16 protein-coding genes are annotated in these 16,975 nt (G+C 59.9%); 7 read left to right on the top strand and 9 right to left on the bottom strand.

The features are described from left to right. Positions 1 to 117 precede the first annotated feature (117 nt). Both dnaN and dnaA read right to left on the bottom strand, forming a co-directional pair. Positions 118 to 1,227 (bottom strand): DNA polymerase III subunit beta, encoded by a 1,110-nt coding sequence (gene dnaN / locus ACX17K_RS17210; protein WP_046155229.1) that lies wholly within the window; start codon positions 1,225 to 1,227, stop codon positions 118 to 120. Positions 1,228 to 1,269: 42 nt separating this feature from the next. Next, on the bottom strand, positions 1,270 to 2,673 hold the full coding sequence (gene dnaA, locus ACX17K_RS17205; RefSeq protein ID WP_104945937.1) for a chromosomal replication initiator protein DnaA: 1,404 nt from the start codon (positions 2,671 to 2,673) through the stop codon (positions 1,270 to 1,272). Between the two features lie 330 nt (positions 2,674 to 3,003). Between dnaA and rpmH the strand changes: the two genes are divergently transcribed. The 7 genes from rpmH to ACX17K_RS17170 all read left to right on the top strand — a co-directional run bounded on the left by rpmH (position 3,004) and on the right by ACX17K_RS17170 (position 9,636). Beyond that, on the top strand, positions 3,004 to 3,138 hold the full coding sequence (rpmH, locus tag ACX17K_RS17200; protein ID WP_021477546.1) for a 50S ribosomal protein L34: 135 nt from the start codon (positions 3,004 to 3,006) through the stop codon (positions 3,136 to 3,138). 4 nt (positions 3,139 to 3,142) lie between these two features. Next, the gene (rnpA, locus tag ACX17K_RS17195; protein ID WP_011137952.1) at positions 3,143 to 3,508 is read left to right on the top strand and encodes a ribonuclease P protein component; all 366 of its coding nucleotides are present in this window, start codon (positions 3,143 to 3,145) and stop codon (positions 3,506 to 3,508) included. Then, positions 3,484 to 3,693, top strand: a complete 210-nt coding sequence (gene yidD / locus ACX17K_RS17190; protein ID WP_021477548.1) for a membrane protein insertion efficiency factor YidD — start codon at positions 3,484 to 3,486, stop codon at positions 3,691 to 3,693. Before rnpA ends, yidD begins: the two co-directional genes overlap by 25 nt. Positions 3,694 to 3,712: 19 nt before the next feature. Beyond that, positions 3,713 to 5,350, top strand: a complete 1,638-nt coding sequence (yidC, locus tag ACX17K_RS17185) for a membrane protein insertase YidC (RefSeq protein ID WP_021477549.1) — start codon at positions 3,713 to 3,715, stop codon at positions 5,348 to 5,350. Positions 5,351 to 5,678: 328 nt separating this feature from the next. Continuing rightward, positions 5,679 to 7,031, top strand: a complete 1,353-nt coding sequence (gene mnmE, locus ACX17K_RS17180) for a tRNA uridine-5-carboxymethylaminomethyl(34) synthesis GTPase MnmE (RefSeq protein WP_046168518.1) — start codon at positions 5,679 to 5,681, stop codon at positions 7,029 to 7,031. 337 nt (positions 7,032 to 7,368) lie between these two features. After that, positions 7,369 to 7,863 carry a putative pterin-binding protein gene (locus ACX17K_RS17175; protein WP_493775726.1) on the top strand — a complete coding sequence of 165 codons (495 nt, stop codon included), beginning with the start codon at positions 7,369 to 7,371 and terminating at the stop codon, positions 7,861 to 7,863. 42 nt (positions 7,864 to 7,905) lie between these two features. Beyond that, positions 7,906 to 9,636 carry an ATP-binding response regulator gene (locus tag ACX17K_RS17170; protein WP_493775725.1) on the top strand — a complete coding sequence of 577 codons (1,731 nt, stop codon included), beginning with the start codon at positions 7,906 to 7,908 and terminating at the stop codon, positions 9,634 to 9,636. On the opposite strand, the gene ACX17K_RS17165 is transcribed toward ACX17K_RS17170, so the two are convergent. The 7 genes from ACX17K_RS17165 to ACX17K_RS17135 form a co-directional block, all read right to left on the bottom strand. After that, the gene (locus tag ACX17K_RS17165; protein ID WP_493775724.1) at positions 9,596 to 10,435 is read right to left on the bottom strand and encodes a class I SAM-dependent methyltransferase; all 840 of its coding nucleotides are present in this window, start codon (positions 10,433 to 10,435) and stop codon (positions 9,596 to 9,598) included. The genes ACX17K_RS17170 and ACX17K_RS17165 overlap by 41 nt on opposite strands. Positions 10,436 to 11,199: 764 nt before the next feature. Continuing rightward, positions 11,200 to 11,931 (bottom strand): ABC transporter permease, encoded by a 732-nt coding sequence (locus tag ACX17K_RS17160; RefSeq protein WP_493775723.1) that lies wholly within the window; start codon positions 11,929 to 11,931, stop codon positions 11,200 to 11,202. Beyond that, complete coding sequence (locus ACX17K_RS17155; protein ID WP_493775722.1) at positions 11,928 to 12,857, bottom strand: ABC transporter ATP-binding protein; 930 nt, start codon at positions 12,855 to 12,857, stop codon at positions 11,928 to 11,930. The genes ACX17K_RS17160 and ACX17K_RS17155 overlap by 4 nt, the downstream gene beginning before the upstream one ends. After that, positions 12,854 to 13,993: an ABC transporter permease gene (locus ACX17K_RS17150; RefSeq protein ID WP_493775721.1), complete on the bottom strand. Its 1,140-nt coding sequence runs from the start codon at positions 13,991 to 13,993 to the stop codon at positions 12,854 to 12,856. Before ACX17K_RS17150 ends, ACX17K_RS17155 begins: the two co-directional genes overlap by 4 nt. 19 nt (positions 13,994 to 14,012) lie before the next feature. Further along, positions 14,013 to 14,930: a glycine betaine ABC transporter substrate-binding protein OsmF gene (gene osmF / locus ACX17K_RS17145; RefSeq protein ID WP_493775720.1), complete on the bottom strand. Its 918-nt coding sequence runs from the start codon at positions 14,928 to 14,930 to the stop codon at positions 14,013 to 14,015. Between the two features lie 112 nt (positions 14,931 to 15,042). Next, positions 15,043 to 15,342: a GIY-YIG nuclease family protein gene (locus tag ACX17K_RS17140; protein ID WP_493775719.1), complete on the bottom strand. Its 300-nt coding sequence runs from the start codon at positions 15,340 to 15,342 to the stop codon at positions 15,043 to 15,045. After that, positions 15,329 to 16,912, bottom strand: coding sequence for a TerC family protein (locus ACX17K_RS17135; RefSeq protein ID WP_493775718.1), 1,584 nt, complete (start codon positions 16,910 to 16,912; stop codon positions 15,329 to 15,331). Before ACX17K_RS17135 ends, ACX17K_RS17140 begins: the two co-directional genes overlap by 14 nt. Positions 16,913 to 16,975 lie beyond the last annotated feature (63 nt).

Here is a 16,975-nt window from a genome sequence, read left to right as displayed (position 1 = left end):
AAATGGCGGCGGCTGCACCGTGAGGCGGGCCGCGCCGGTCATTCTTGAGAGCCGCCCGCCCGGGGGAGGGGGCTCTTTAACCCGGTGGGCGGCTGGGCCGCCCGCTCCGTTCTACATTTAAATGCGCATCGGCATCACGATGTACTTGAAGTTGCTGACATCCGGAATGGTGAACAGCGCGCTGCGGTTGGAGTCGCCAAACGCCAGCTGCAGGGTGTCGGCCGGCAGATTGGTCAGCACGTCCAGCAGGTAATTGATGTTGAAGCCGATTTCCAGCGTACCGCCCTGGAAGGCGATTTCCAGTTCTTCCTCGGCTTCTTCCTGTTCGCTGTTGGTGCACAGGATGGACATCTTGCCCGGCGCCAGCACCAGGCGCACGCCGCGGAATTTCTCGTTGGCCAGGATGGCGGCGCGTTGCAGCGCGTGCAGGAATTCCAGCCGTTCGATCAGGAAGATCTTTTCATTGTCCAGCGGGATCACGCGGTTGTAGTCGGGGAACTTGCCGTCCACCACTTTGCTGATGATCACGGTGGCGCCGAAGCTGAAGCGCACCTGGTTGGCCAGCACTTCGATCTTGATCTCGTCGTCGCTGTCTTGCAGCAGCTTGTACAGCTCGATGATGGTCTTGCGCGGCAGGATCACCTCGGCCTTGGGCAGGGTGGCGGTGACGTCGGCGCTGGCGAAGGCCAAGCGGTGGCCGTCGGTGGCCACCAGGCGCACCTGGTTGCCGTCGGTCTGCATCAAGAGGCCGTTGAGGTAATAACGGATATCCTGCACCGCCATCGAGTACTGCACCTGGGAGATCAGGCGCTTCAGCTCGCGCTGGGACAGCGAGAAGCTGGATTCGCCGGCGCTGCCCACGGACAGCAGCGGAAAGTCTTCCGCCGGCAGGGTTTGCAGGTTGAAGCGGCTCTTGCCGGCCTTCAGCACCAGGCGGCCGCCGTCCAGCTGTTCCAGCGTGACGGTGGCGTTGCCGGGGATGGCGCGCAGGATGTCCTGCAGCTTCTTGGCCGAGGTGGTGAGACGGAAATCCTCGCCCGGCAGCTCGTCGCTGCTGGCGGTGGTGATCTGGATTTCCAGGTCGGTGGCCAAAAAGCCTACCTGTCCGCCCTTTTTCTCGATCAGGACGTTGGACAGGATGGGCAGCGTGTGGCGACGCTCGACAATGCCGGTGACTGCCAGCAAGGGCTTGAGCAGGGCATCGCGTTCGGCTTGCAGGATCAGCATGTGGCGGGCTCCCAATGAATGGTGAAGAGTCGGATCATGGTTTTAATTGCGCAGCATCGACAGCAGCGCTTCGTAATCGTGTGCGATGTCGGCGTCGTTGGCGCGCATCTCGGTGATGGTCTTGCAGGCGTGCAGCACCGTGGTGTGGTCGCGGCCGCCGAAGGCGTCGCCGATATTGGGCAAGGACAGCTGGGTGAGCTCCTTGGCCAGGGCCATCGCCACCTGGCGCGGGCGGGCGATGTCGCGGCTGCGCTTCTTGCTGTGCATGTCGGACAGCTTGATCTTGTAGTACTCGGCCACCGTCTTCTGGATGGCGTCCACCGTCACCTGGCGGTTGCCGGCGGCCAGGATGTCCTTCAGCGCTTCCTTCACCAGCTCCAGCGTGATGTTCTGGTTGGTGAAGCGGGCGTAGGCCACCACGCGCTTGAGCGCGCCTTCCAGCTCGCGGACGTTGGAGCGCACGTTCTGGGCGATGAAGAACGCCACGTTGTGCTCCAGCTTGATGCTGTCGGCCTCGGCCTTCTTCATCAGAATGGCCACGCGCATCTCCAGCTCCGGCGGCTGGATTTCCACGGTCAGGCCCCAGGAGAAGCGCGAGATCAGCCGCTCTTCCATGCCTTCTATCTGCTTGGGGTAGCTGTCACAGGTCATGATCACCTGCTTGCCGCCCTCGATCAGCGCGTTGAAGGCGTAGAAGAATTCTTCCTGGGTGCGGTTCTTGCCGGCGAAGAACTGGATGTCGTCAATCAGCAACAGATCCAGCGAGTGGTAGTAGCGCTTGAATTCATCAAAGGCCTTGTGCTGGTAGGCGCGCATGATGTCGGCCACGTAGCGTTCGGCGTGGATGTAGCGGATCTTGGCCTGCGGGTTCTTCTGGAACACGTGGTTGCCGATCGCCTGGATCAAGTGAGTCTTACCCAGGCCCACGCCGCCGTAGACGAACAGCGGGTTGTAGGCCTGGTCGCCCGGATTCTCGGCGATCTGCATCGCCGCGGCGCGCGCCAGCTGGTTGCCCTTGCCGGTCACCAGCGTGTCGAAGGTGAAGGACGGGTTCAGGCGCGTGCTTTCATGGCTGCCGCCAATGGCCTTCACCGCCGCCTGCTTGGCGGGCGACGGCGCGGCCGGGGCGCTGGCCGCGGTCTTGGCCGGCTCCTTGGCCCTGGGCTGGCTGCTACTGGCTACCGGGGCGGCGGGACGCGAGCTGGGCGCGCCCAGGCGCAGTTCCACCGGCAGCTCGCCCACCAGTTCAACGGCCAGTTCCTCGATGCGCGGCAGGAAGCGGTCTTTGATGAACTGCATGATGAAGCGGTTCGGTGCGAACAGCGCAATGCCTTCGTCGCCGGCTTCGGCGGTCAGCGGCTTGATCCAGGTGTTGAACTGTTGCGAAGACAGTTCGGCCTCCAGGCGGGCGAGGCACGCAGGCCAGAATTGATCCAGTTCAGTCATTACATACCAAGTGAAAGCGAAAAACCCGCTGCGGGCGTGTGGCTTGCAACAGCGGGAAATGCCGCACGCGGCGCGTGGTTCGCGCGCGCGAGCGACGGAATGTTCGGCATGGAAGCGGCCGGCGGGCTGCGGTGTTTCAAACGCGGCGGGCCTGTGGGCCCTTGGGTGCGTTCATTTGTTGTGCAGCCGGACGGCAACGGTAAACCTAGACATTCTAACGGTTTTTTGCAAAGTTATCCACAGGGGTGGAGAAAATTCCTCGTTGACAAAGCGACGAATATCTAGTCAAATCACGCGTTTATTTCCGTTTCGAAACAGGAAACCCATATCATGAAACGTACTTACCAGCCCTCCAATACCCGTCGCAAACGCACTCACGGCTTCCTGGTCCGCATGAAGACCCGTGGCGGCCGCGCCGTCATCGCCGCTCGCCGCGCCAAGGGCCGCAAGAAGCTGGCCGTCTAAGCCCTTGTCGGCTTACCGCTTTCGCCGTGCGCACCGGCTGTTAAAAACGGATGAGTTCTCATCCGTTTTTAGTTTGCGGCAACAGCGCAGCAATGCGTTCTTCCAGGTGTTCGCCCGTCCCAACGGCCTGGACCACGCCCGTGTGGGCCTGGTGGTCGGCAAGAAGGTCGCCAAGCGGGCGGTACGCCGCAACTATATCAAGCGCTGCGTGCGCGAGTGGTTCCGCCTGAACCAGCAAGGCCTGGACGGCGTGGACTACGTGGTGCGCGCCAAGACGGCGTTTACCCGCGAACAGCGTGCCGAAGCTGTAACGGCTTTGCAGGCCTTGTTTGCTAAACTGGCACGATGTCGCGCATCCTCATCCTCCTGATCCGTTTCTACCAGCTGGCTATCAGCCCGTGGTTGGCGCCGCGTTGCCGCTTCCAGCCCACCTGTTCCGGCTATGCGATCGAGGCGGTGAGGAAACACGGCGCGCTCAAGGGTGGCTGTCTGGCCGCCAGACGCATCTGCCGTTGCCACCCCTGGGGCGGCAGCGGCTATGACCCGGTTCCCTGAACTTTCCGGTATCGAGAAGATGGACTCCAAGCGACTGATAATCTTTGTTCTACTGTCCGTGGGCATCTTGTTTGGGTGGAATGAATATTTCATGCCCAAGCACACCCCGCAGCAGCAAGCGGCCAAGACCCAGGCCACGACCGGCGCCGCCAATAATGTGGCGCAGCCGGCCGACGCCAACAAGCTGACCCGTGGTCAGCGCATCCACGTCAAGACCGATCTGGTCGAGGCAGAGATCGATACCGTGGGCGGCGACCTGCGCTCGCTGAAGCTTCTGAAGCACGGCGCGGCCGAAGACCACAACCAGCCGTTCCAGCTGTTCGAGGATGACGCCAAGCGCACCTACGTGGCCCAGACCGGCCTGGTGGCGGCCAGCAATCCCGCGCTGCCCACCCATAAAACCGTATTCACCGCCGACAAGCCCAGCTACGAGCTGACCGGCGACAAGCTGGAAGTGAAGCTGACCGCGCCGGACGCCAACGGCGTCAAGGTGAGCAAGGTTTACACCTTCAGCAAGAATAGCTACGAAATCGGCGTCCGCTACGACATCGTGAACGGCGGCGCCGCGCCACTGGCCCCCACCGCCTACTACCGCCTGCTGCGCGACAGCCAGGCGCCGGAAGGCGAAGGCCGCATGGCCCACACCTATACCGGTCCGGCCGTGTACACCTCCGAGCACAAATTCCAGAAGGTGAGCTTCGACGACCTGGCCAAGGGCAAGGGCGACTACGCCAAGACCACCACCGACGGTTGGGTGGCGATGGTGCAGCACTACTTCATGTCCGCCTGGATCCTGAAGCCGCTGGACGGCGCATCGGTCTGCAAGGACGAGCGCTCCTGCCGCTTCGAGCTGAAGGAAACCGCCGGCCTGAACTCCGCCGCCGCGCTGGTGGACTACGCCACCGTCGCGCCGGGCAAGAGCCTGAGCGTATCCGTGCCGCTGTTCGCCGGTCCGGAAGAGTACAGCATCATCTCCAAGCTGGCCGACGGCATGGAATACGCCAAGGACTTCGGCATCTTCTACATCTTCGCCTCGCCGCTGTTCTGGCTGCTGGTGAAGCTGCACGCGCTGGTGAGCAACTGGGGCTGGGCAATCGTGCTGCTGACGCTGACCGTGAAGGCGGTGTTCTACCCGCTGACCGCCGCGTCCTACCGCTCGATGGCCAAGATGAAGGCCCTGGCGCCGCGTCTGGAGCGCCTGAAGGCGCAGCATGGCGACGACCGCATGAAGTTCCAGCAGGCGGTGATGGAGATGTACAAGACCGAGAAGGTCAATCCGCTGGGCGGCTGCCTGCCCATGCTGATCCAGATCCCGGTGTTCATCGGTCTGTACTGGGCGCTGCTGGCCTCCGTGGAACTGCGCGGCGCGCCGTGGATTCTGTGGTACACCGATCTGGCCCGCCCGGACCCGTACTACATCCTGCCGGTGATCATGGCCGCGACCATGTTCCTGCAGACCTTCCTGAACCCGCCGCCGGCCGACCCCATGCAGGCGAAGATGATGAAGATCATGCCGCTGGCCTTCTCCGCGCTGTTCTTCTTCTTCCCGGCCGGCCTGGTGCTGTACTACGTGGTCAACAACGTGCTGTCGATGACCCAGCAATGGTTCATCAACAAGCAGATCGAAAAGAGCAACAAGGCAGCGCTGCAATCCTGAGCGCCCCGTCCGAATTGCTGATCGAACCCGGCCACTGGCCGGGTTTTTTGCTGGATAATTGAACAGGAGCCGCTAACAGAGCCACAGATCCTGCGTTGCGCCTCCTTGCCGTACCATGTGTACTGTCTGCGTCGGCGCGCCTTGGCTCAGGTGCTCTGTTAGCCGCTCTAAATGAATTCGCCGCGGGCATGAAGCCGGTGCGGAGCATGAGCGCAAGGCGGCCTGCCTCCTTCTCCCCTCGGGGGAGAGGGGCGATGCCGACTCTTGATGCCTGATGTCCGCCCGTGTGCCAGCCCGCCGTCCGCGGCCAAGCATCGAAGGAATGCCGATGAACCTCAGCTACACCCCCGCCACCATCTGCGCCGTCGCCACCGCTCCGGGACGCGGCGGCGTCGGCGTGATCCGCGTCTCCGGCAAGGACTTGCTGCCGTTCGCGCAGGCCATCACCAATGGCAAGACGCCCAAGCCGCGTTACGCCACCTACACCGACTTCTTCGACGGCCACGGCCAGGCGCTGGACAACGGCCTGCTGCTGTTCTTCCCCGGCCCAAACAGCTTCACCGGCGAAGACGTGATCGAGCTGCAGGGCCACGGCGGGCCGGTGGTGCTGAAGATGCTGCTGTCGCGCTGCGTGGAGCTGGGCGCGCGGCTGGCCGAGCCGGGCGAGTTCACCAAGCGGGCCTTCCTCAACGACAAGCTGGACCTGGCCCAGGCCGAGAGCGTGGCCGACCTGATCGACGCCAGCAGCGAGACGGCGGCCAAGAGCGCGCTGAAATCGCTGAAGGGCGCGTTCTCGCGCGAGGTGCACGGCCTGGTGGACGAGCTGATCAACCTGCGCATGCTGGTGGAGGCGACGCTGGACTTCCCGGAAGAGGAGATCGACTTCCTGAAGCAAGCCGACGCCATCGGCCGCCTGCGCCGCCTGCGCGGGCACCTGGTGGGGGTGCAGGCCACAGCCAAGCAGGGCGCCATCCTGCGCGAGGGCATGCACGTGGTGCTGGTGGGCCAGCCCAATGTCGGCAAGTCCAGCCTGATGAACGCGCTGGCCGGCGACGACATCGCCATCGTCACCGATATCGCCGGCACCACCCGCGACACGGTGCGCGAGGAGATCGTCATCGACGGCGTGCCGGTGCACGTGATCGACACCGCCGGCCTGCGCGACACCGACGACGTGGTGGAGAAGATAGGCATCGAGCGCACCTGGCAGGCGGTGGAGCGCGCCGATCTGGCGCTGCTGCTGGTGGATAGCCGCGAAGGCCTGACCGCCGAGGTGCAGGCGATCCTGGAGCGGCTGCCGCCGGCGCTGCCGAGGGTGCAGGTCTTCAACAAGGTGGACCTGTCCGGCGAGGCCGCCGGCCTGACCGTGCAGGACGGCCATCCGTTGGTGCGCCTGTCGGCCCGCACGCTGGACGGCGTGGACGTTCTCAAGGCCAAGCTGCTGGAGATGATAGGCTACAGCGGCGCCGACGAAGGCGTGTTCCTGGCGCGCCAGCGCCACTTGGATGCCATCGCCCGAGCCGCCGACCACCTGGAGCTGGCCGAAGCCGACTGGGAGCAGGTGGAAATCTTCGCCGAAGAGCTGCGGATGGCGCAGAACGCGCTGTCCGAGATCACCGGCGAGTTTTCCGCCGACGATCTGCTGGGCGTGATCTTCTCCCGGTTCTGCATCGGCAAGTAATCCAGCCCTCTCGGTCTCTCCGGCATGCGCCGGAATTGAGAAAAGCCCCGCTCTGCGGGGCTTTTTTATTTTGATTTGATAGGTATTGGGAGAGGCTTGTAGGGGATTGATACAGGTGACAAATGACTTGAGTACATATTGCAGAATGAGCCAATTTGCTTTCCTGGTTTAGTCATGAGCAGGAAAATAAGATATAGTCTACTGTCTTACATGACAATGTCGTCTTTGTTGTGTATGTATCTGTTAGTATTAATTTTGAGGGCAATCTGGTGACTATCCTTGATCCGTTACCTGAAGTGAATGCCTGCTGATGCAATTTATTTAGGGTAAGAATGTGATGATAAGTAAAACTATTTGTGTAATATTCAGCCTATTGGCAATAAGCAGTATGGCTTGGGCGGAGGTAAATCCCGTTATTTTAACGGTTTCTGGGAAAATTGAAAAATTTACGGATATGGGCAGGAAGGTTTATGAGTTTAGAGAGAGTGATCTGAAAGCGCTGAAGCAGTATTCGTTTGATACTAAAACAAGTTGGACGCCTCGTTCCAATTTTTCAGGTCCATTGATGCGAGATATCCTCAATAAGGTTAGTGCATCTGGAGTGATGGTAAAATTTATGGCTTTGAATGACTATGCTTATTCAATTGAGAGAAATGAGTTTGCTAAATATAACGTTATTCTTGCTAGGTCGATAAATAACAGAGTTTTAGAAGTAAAAAATCGTGGGCCGCTTTGGCTAATGTATCCAATTTCTGATATGCCTGATGAGACAAAGGGCCCTTTGCTTGATGCTAAATTGATTTGGCAGGTTAATAGAGTTGTAGTTTATTGATGTATTGAAAATTAATAATGGCGCTATAGGTGTGAGGGTGTCGTGAACAAGAAGATCAGGCTGATTTTTAAAAGTATTCCTCCAGTATTTTTGCTGGTGTTCTTTGTTGCAACGATAAGCGTTTATATCGCTATTGAAAGGTATGTCTCCGCGAAAAAATTTGAAGGGAAAAGTGAAGATCTATACTGGACGGTTGCGCAACTTCAAATAGAAATGGAGCGTTCTCGTGCAGAATTGGTTCGATTGAAATCTGGGGAGTTAGCTGAAGATCAAGCCAATATAAGGCTTGCAGTTGCTAAAAGCCGATTTGTAGATTTTGTCACGCCGTCAACTGTGCATGGCATGTTAAATTCTGTAGATGGGTTTAAAGGAATTGCTGAGCTACTCCAAAAGTTTTTCTTAGATAAAAATCTAACTCAGGTAAGCCGTCGTTCTGCTCAAAGTTATATTGATCAAATAGATGAAATACGTCCATTGCTGTCTGAATTTGCTGTTCAATCGAGAGTATCGGAAGTCGCATTCCGAGATGCTAGAAATAAAGATTTGGCACGTAATCAGCAGCTCGTCTCTGCTTTATGGTTTGCATTATGGGCAGGTATCGGGGTCATTATTCTAGTACTTCTATATCGTTATCACGAAGCTCGTCGTGATGTTGCGGCGAGACAAGCGTTGTTGGAGAAAGAACGAGCAGCGCATAAAGCTACAGTTTCGGCCGAGTTGGATAGAACAACTTTTCTGGCCACAATTAGTCATGAAATTAGATCTCCATTACAAACGATGCAAGTGTGTGTAGAACTTATTGAATTTGAGCTCCTACCTACAAGTAAGATGTATGCAACGCTGATGAGGCTAAAAACCAGCATGATGCATCTGCTTGCTCAGGTTCGGGATATTATGGATATCTCTGCTATAAATAATATGCAGTTCCGTCTTAATCTTGAAGATATTAATATCGAGTCAGTTTTGAACGAAGCTATTGATGCGTATAGAGTACAGTTGGAAAATAAAGGCCTGACATTAAATGTTTCAATGGTTGGATTGCCAGATAAAGTTAGACTTGATGGAAATAGATTGAGACAAATAGTTGGAAATCTTGTCGCTAATGCGATTCGCTATACCGATCATGGGGAGATATCAGTTAGCGCTTGTGTCGATTATGTTGATAATTTAAGTGATTTAAAAATAAGAGTTGTCGATACTGGCGTTGGGATCCCGATGGAATTTCAATCGCGTATCTTTCAACCTTTTTGCCAAGGGCAATTCCGTAGACCTGGTAGTAGTGGCCTAGGACTTGCGATTGTCAAAGAGTTAGTGAGTTTATTGGGTGGTGAGGTCGAACTCATAAGTGAGGAAGGTATTGGGTCCGAGTTTATTGTGAGGTTGCCTATAAACATTCAAGAAGATGCATGTAAAAAGTCGAATTTGATTCTGCTAGTGGATGATGATATCAATATTAGCGAACCATTCGCTGATTGCTTGCATATGGATGGGTACTCTGTCATTGTTGCCAACACAGTCAGTGAGGCCTGTTTGCATATAAAGGAAAAGACATTTAGCATGATTTTGCTTGATATGCAGTTGGGTAAGGAAAGCGGATATAGCGTTGCGGAGTTTGCGAGAAAAAGCGGACATAATAAAAATGTTAATATTATTGCCATGACTGCTTACCCAGAAGAATATTCAGATTCAAGATCTGTTTGGTTTTTAGAAAAGCTGGAAAAGCCATTTGATTTTAATCGGTTGCGTGCAATTTTGAAGCAGTATCTAGCTTAATTATTTTATGTAGGGCAAAATCAATTATTTTCTGCATCCATTTTGGTTTGCAAAGTAAAAATAGGCTATTGGGTAACTGTAAGACATTAAGTCCATGAGATGCAGCCAGATATGTTAAACTTTTTAGGGTATGAATGCTGATGTGCCCATTTCTTGGGCATATGTACCACCAAGTTATATCGCGCGTAGCGTCTTTTATCTCCGTGCTAACAACTGCTAATGATAATTTGTCCGGATGCATAAAACTGGCTAGTCGTTCCATCCATTTTTTCTGCTGGCAGTGAGGGACATGTTCTATAACTTCGAAGCTTGTTATTACGTCAAATTTTTTCTCTGCAGGAAATGTATCGACCTCACCAAAATGTGGATCATAACTATATGACTGTACGCCACGATCGCGGAGGAAATGTGAAAGTTGACCATCACCACCTCCAATATCGATAATAGTGCTTAAATGAGGCATGTGATGCAGTAAATGAAGGATCATTTCTGCATTTTTTAAGGGGCGCTCCATAATGAAAGGAGGATCTGCCAAATGGTATTCTTCATTGTAAATGTGTTGAATAAAATTAACAGGCCTCCAGTGATCAAATAAATGCGTGAATATGAAGCCACAGTTCATGCATTCAGAGTATGGGATTGAGATCCCGTAATCATTAAAAGTTCTATTTCCGGAGAAATAGTCATTCCCAGCATGGCCAAAGTCCTTTTTGCCAAAAGAGAGAAGGTTTTGTGCTTTGCATATCTCACATTGATGTGGAAGCTCTTTGTTTAATCCTTTGTCTTCGATTGCAGGCAAGATAATATTACTCTTTATGATGTATGGCTGTGAAATCAAATCGTTTGAAATTCTTTTTGCTATGCTGGGTATTTGAAATCATTTATTAATTGTGCAAATTGAAAAGCACTAAGATTTATATGTGGTCTGCTTTTGACTGCAATTAGATAGTTGCTAACAAAAGAGTGTCTTCAATAGCCGAGTTTCTAATGCTTGATTGTATGCAAAGCTGAAGGTGTGGTTTATATCAGATGGCATGGCTGTAACGCTGAGCAGTCTGCTTGACACTTTGTTAGTGTATCGGGATATGTGTAGTCCGCTATCGATAAGCGTGTTCTGGTAAGTAGCTTGGGATATGAGCACGCCATGGTGGTGAGTGCCTATGGTACTCGTGGTTGTCGTAGTGATCATTGGGAGTGGGAAATAGGGAGTGGTTGCTTTAGGAGGCTGATCCTACGCTTGGCGGTGGTTATCAGTAGGTCGCAAGTCGAGAAGGCATGGCTGACTAGGCGTTGTCTGTTTTAAGGCAGGCTATCTAAGCGAAGTCAGCCACGGTCTATCATCCAGCATGCCTTGTTGGCTCGACTCCAGCACGTACCGCTGTGCAGCTGCGCCATGAATATCCACAGGGGCAAAATAGCCTAGCCAGCTGCAAACGAACATTGCATTAGTTTTTCTAATGGAAAATATATTCGTCAAGAGCTGAGCGTATCGTCTCCAATTTATCCACAGGTAGGGCATTCTGAGCCGCTTACCCACAGCGCAGCGCGGTCAGGGAGCGCAGCTCACGCATGATGCTGCGGTGTCAGCCATTCCCCCAACCACTGAAACGCCTGATCGACGACGATCGCCAGCAGCGCCACCGGCAGCGCGCCCTGGATCACGTAGGCGGTGTTGAAGCCGGATAGGCCGACGATGATGGGCAACCCTAGCGTGCGCGCGCCGACGGTGGAGGCCAGCGCGGCGGTGCCGATATTGATCACCATCGCGGTGCGCACGCCGGCCACGATCACCGGCGCGGCCAAGGGCAGCTCCACCCGCCACAGCATCTGGCGCGCGCTCATGCCGATGCCGCGGGCGGTCTCGCGCGCGTCTTCCGGCACTGATGCCAGGCCGGCCAGCGCGGCGTGGGTGATCGGCAGCAGGCTGTACAGTGCCAGCGCGACCAGCGCCGGCGCGGCGCCGAAGCCGATCAGCGGGACCGTCAGCGCCAGCACCGCCACCGGCGGAAACGATTGGGCGATAGACAGCAGCGTTTCCAACAGCGGGCGGAAATCGCGCCCGGCAGGCCGGCTGGTCCACAGTGCGGCGCTTATCCCCAGCAGGGCCGCCGCGCCGCCGGACAGCGCGACGATGGCCAGATGCGCCAGCAGCAGCTCGCCGAAGCCGTCCTGCAGATACAGCGGACGGTCCAGCTCGGGAAACCAGTAGTGAAACAATGGCGCGCTGCGCGGCAGGCCCAGCAGCAGCGCGGCCAGCGCTAGCGAGCCGGCGATCAGCCCCGTGCGGCGCCTCACACCGACGCGCCCAGCAGGTCTTCGAAGCGCAGCGCGCCCACTTCCGCTCCCGTGGAGTCGATCACCGGCAGCGCCGCCGCGCCCTGCACGATGAAGGCGGACAGCGCTTCGCGCAGCGTGGCGTCGGCGCGCAGGGCGGCGCCGGCGGCGCGCTCGCCTGGACGCAGCCGCTCCGCCACGTGCTGCAGCCCCAGCAGCCGCACGCCGGCCTCGTCCGGCTGGAAGAAATCGCGGACAAAGCCGTTGGCCGGATGCAGCAGGATGTCGCGCGGGCTGCCTTGCTGCTGGATGCGGCCCTGGTCCATCACCGCGATGCGCTGGCCCAGCAGCAAGGCCTCGTCGATGTCGTGGGTGACCAGGATGATGGTCTTGCCGGACAGGCGGTGGATGCGGGCCAGTTCTTGCTGCAGATTGGCGCGGGTCACCGGGTCCAGCGCGCCGAGGGGTTCGTCCATCAACAGCAGGTCGGGATCGGCCGCCAGCGCCCGCGCCACGCCGACCCGCTGCTGCTGGCCGCCGGACAGCTGATGCGGATAGCGGCGGCGGAAGTCGGCGGGAAGCTGCAGCAAGGCCAGCAGCTCGTCCACCCGGGCCTGTATCCGCTGGCGCGGCCATTTCAGCAGTTGCGGCACCGCGGCGATGTTTTGCTCGACGGTCCAGTGCGGGAACAGGCCGACGGACTGGATCGCGTAGCCGATATGGCGGCGCAGCTGCTCTGGCGGCTGGGCGCGGATGTCGCGGCCGGCGATGCGGATGTCGCCGCTGTCCGGTTCGATCAGCCGGTTCAGCATTTTCAGCATGGTGGACTTACCGGAGCCGGAGGTGCCCACCAGCACCGCGAATTCGCCGTCGGCGACGGTCAGCGACAAATCGGACACCGCGGGCGAGCCGTGAAAGGCCTTGTTGACGTTGGCGATTTCAATCATCGATGGATGGGCTCCAGCCGGGAGGCCAGCAATTTGAAGACGGCGTCGCAGCACAGGGTGAGCAGCACGATGGGCAGCACGCCCAGCAGCACCTGATCAGGCGCGCTGGCCGACAGGCCCTGGAATAGGATGGCGCCGAAGCCGCCGGCGCCGATCAGCGCCGCCACCGCGGCCAGCCCCACCACCTGCACCGTGGTGACGCGCAGGCCGGCGATGAACACCGGCAGTGCCAGCGGCAGCTCCACCCGGCGGAAGATCTGCCAGGGCGACATGCCGATGCCGCGCGCGCTGTCACGGGCGGCGGCCGGCACCTGGCGCAGCGCGGCCAGCGTGCCGTGGGTCATCGGCAGCAGCGAGTACAGCGTCAGCGCGGTGACGGCGGGCGCCAGGCCGACGCCGGCGATGCCCGATTGCGGCCATAGCCGTCCCAGCCAGGCCAGCGGCGCGATCAGCAGCGCGAACAAGGCCAGCGAGGGAATGGTCTGCAAGGTGTTCAAGATCGGGAACAGCCAGGCTTCGGCGCGCGGCCGGCGGAAGGCGGCCAGCCCCAGCGCCGCGCCCAGCAGCGCGGCCGGCAGCACAGACAGGCTCACCAGCTGCAGATGGCGTAGCAACGCCTGGCTGAACGCGTTGGGATCGTTATGGTATTCGCGCAGCAGCGCCAGCGCGTCCAATCGGCCGGCTGCCAGCAGCGCCAAGGCCGGCAGGCAGGCGGCGCACGCTATGAGCGCGCGGATGGGCGGGCTCAGGGCCAGGCCGCGCAGCGATTCGGCCAGTTGCAGGCAGGCGGCCAGCTGCAGCAGCCAGAAACCGGCGCCGAAGGCGGTGCGGGCCAGCGAGTCGGGATCGCCCCTTCCCAGCCGCGCGGCTTCGCCGCCGGCCAGCAGCAACAGCCCGTTGGCCAGCAGGACGGCGCACAAGGCCAGCAGGCCGCGCAGCCGGCGCGACGGGCGCAGCCACGGCGACAGCAGCAAAGGCAGTGCCGGAACGATCAGCCAGAATGCGCCGGGCAGCGTCGGCAGGCGCAAGCCCTGGCCGCTGAGCAGGCGGTTGGGGGCGTGGCTGAGCAGCGGGCTGCATAGGCCGGCCAGCAGCAGCAGCGCCAATGCCAGCTGCACCCGGTTATGCAGCCGCATCAGGCGGGCGTCCGCGGCGTCACTTGATGAAGCCCTTGCGCTTCAGGTAGCCGGCCGCCACCTGGCGCGCGTTGCGGCCTTCCAGCGCGATGCTGGCGTTGAGCTTCTGCAGCGTCGCCTCGTCCAGCGACTGGAACACCGGTTTGAGCCAGGCGGCGATCTCCGGATGGCGGGCCTGCACGTCGGCGCGGATGATGGGCGTCGGCGCGTATACCGGCTGCACGCCCTTGGGATCGGTCAGTGCGACCAGGCCCAGCGCGGCCACCGGGCCGTCGGTGCCGTAGGCCATCGCCGCGTTGACGCCGGAGGTCTGCTCGGCCGCGGCCTTGATGGTGGCCGAAGTGTCGCCGCCGGCCAGCGCCAGCAGCTGGTCCTGGCGCAGCTTGAAGCCGTAGGCGTTCTGGAAGGCGGGCAGCGCGTCCGGCCGTTCGATGAATTCCGCCGAGGCGGCCAGCTTGAAGCGGCCGCCGCGGCCCAGCCAGGCGCCCAGGTCGGCCAGCGATTGCAGGCGATTGGCGACGGCCACGTCGCGGCGCACGGCGATGGTCCAGGTGTTGTTGGCCGGCGCGGGGGCCAGCCAGACGATGCGGTTCTTGTCGTAGTCCAGCTGCTTGACGCGCTGGTAGCCGGCGGCGGCGGATTTCCACGCCGGGTTCTTTTCGTCGGAGAAGAAGAAGGCGCCGTTGCCGGTGTATTCGGGGTAGATGTCGATTTCGCCGGCGGCGATGGCGGTGCGCACCACCTTGGTGTTGCCCAGCGACAGCCGGCCCTCGGTCTTCACGCCGTGGGCTTCCAATACCTGCTGGATGATGTTGCCCAGAAGCGCGCCCTCGGTGTCTATCTTGGAGCCGACGCGGACAGCGTCGGCGGCGCCGGCGGAGGAGGCCAGCAGGATGCCGGCCAGCAGCGCGGCGAGGCGGGACATGCGGTTTGACATGGATTTTCCCTGTGGCGGACCGGCCGCGCTCGCAGCCGCGCATGATGACGATGGCGTTCACTATACCGTTCATCGCGCGGCGGCGGCCAGCGCCGGGAGGGGAAAAGACGCGTCAGCCCGCCGGGGCGGAATCGGCGTGGATGCGAAGGAAGTCCCGCTTGGCCGCGGCGGAGAGCCGCTTGAACGCGTGTTCGGCCTGCAGCGCGGCGGAGCGGCCGGGGTATTCGATCACCAGTTCGACGGCGACCGGCGGATTGAGGCGGGTGTAGCGCGCGCCCTTGCCGGCCAGGTGCTGGCGGTAACGGCGCGCGACGTCGGTGCTGACGCCGGTATATAGCGCGCCGTCGGCGCAGCGCAGCACGTAGAGAAACCAGGGCCTGGACGGCCCCGGCTCATGCTCAGATGGCGGCATCGAAGCCGTTGGCCAGCGGGCTGATCAGCACCCGCTCGGTGCGGTTGCCCTTTTGCGCGGTGACGCGCAGCTTCCATTCGCCGACGGTCACTTCGTCGCCTTCGCGCGGGATGCGCTCCAGGCAGTCCATCAGCAGGCCGGCCACGGTGTGGAAGTCTTCGTCCTCGAAGTCGCCCAGCATCAGATACTGCTCCAGCGTGACGAGCTCCAGGCTGCCTTCCACGTCGTAGCTGCCGTCGCCGTTCACCACGATGGCCGGGCGCTCGTGGCGCTCGTGCTCTTCCGGGAATTCGCCGGCGATCGCCTCCATCAGGTCTTTCTGGGTGACGATGCCTTCCAGGCTGCCGAACTCGTTGACCACGAAGGCCATGTCGGCGGCGTTCTGGCGGAAGCTTTCCAGCGCCTTGAGCACGGTGACGGTTTCCGGCAGCACCAACGGCTGGCGCAGCGCGGCGTCGATGTCGAGCGCGCGGCCGTCCAGCAACTGGGCCAGCAGATCCTTGCGGGCGACGATGCCCAGCGGCTCGTCGATGCTGCCGTCGCGGATCACCACCAGGCGGGAGTAGGGACTGTCGCGCAGCGCCTGGCGCTGGGCCGCTTCCGGCTGGCTCAGGTCCAGGCGATGGATGTCGGCGCGCGGAGTGGCGATCACGCGGATCGGCCGTTCGGCCAGGGTCAGCACGCTGTGTATCATCGCGCGCTCGTTGTGGGCGAAGGCGGTGTCCTCCACCGGCTGCGGGCCGGCTTCGGGCTTGGCCTCGTCGGCGCCGGCGGCGGTCAGGCGGCTGCCCATCAGGCTCAGCACCGCGTTGGCGGTGCGTTCGCGGAAGCTTTGCGAGCGGTTCAGGTAGCGGATGCGGTTGGCCTGCGACACCTGGTTGAAGGCCTCGATCAAGACCGAGAAGCCGATGGCCGCGTACAGATAGCCCTTGGGAATATGGAAGCCGAAGCCGTCGGCGATCAGGCTGAAGCCGATCATCAGCAGGAAGCCCAGGCACAGCATCACCACGGTCGGATGGGCGTTGACGAAGGCGGTCAGCGGTTTGCTGGCGGCGATCATCAATATCATGGCGATGATCACGGCCAGCATCATCACCGGCAGGTGTTCGGACATGCCGATGGCGGTGATGACCGAGTCGATCGAGAACACCGCGTCCAGCACCAGGATCTGCGCCACCACGGTGGCGAAGGCGGCGTAGGCGCGCTGGCCGCCGCTCTTGACGTGGTCGACGCCCTCCAGCCGCTCATGCAGCTCGGTGGTGGCCTTGAACAGCAGGAACACGCCGCCGCCAAGCATGATCAGGTCGCGGCCGGCGAAGCCGACCCCCATGACCGAGAACAGCGGCGTGGTCAGCGTGACCAGCCAGGAGATGCTGGCCAGCAGGATCAGACGCATGACCAGGGCCAGCGACAGGCCGACGATGCGGGCGCGGTCGCGTTGTTCCGGGGGGAGTTTGTCGGCCAGGATGGCCACGAAGATCAGGTTGTCTATGCCGAGTACGATCTCGAGGACGATCAGCGTAAAAAGGCCCAGCCAGGCGGCGGGGTCGGACAGCCATGAAAAGTCCATGATGGTGTAACGCGTTCCTTGTGCGATAAAAAAGCGATAAAAACGCTACAAGGATACCAAATG

It is taken from the genome of Chromobacterium sp. INPA-IVC (genome assembly GCF_059047085.1).
This window is presented reverse-complemented; position numbering and strand designations above follow the sequence as displayed.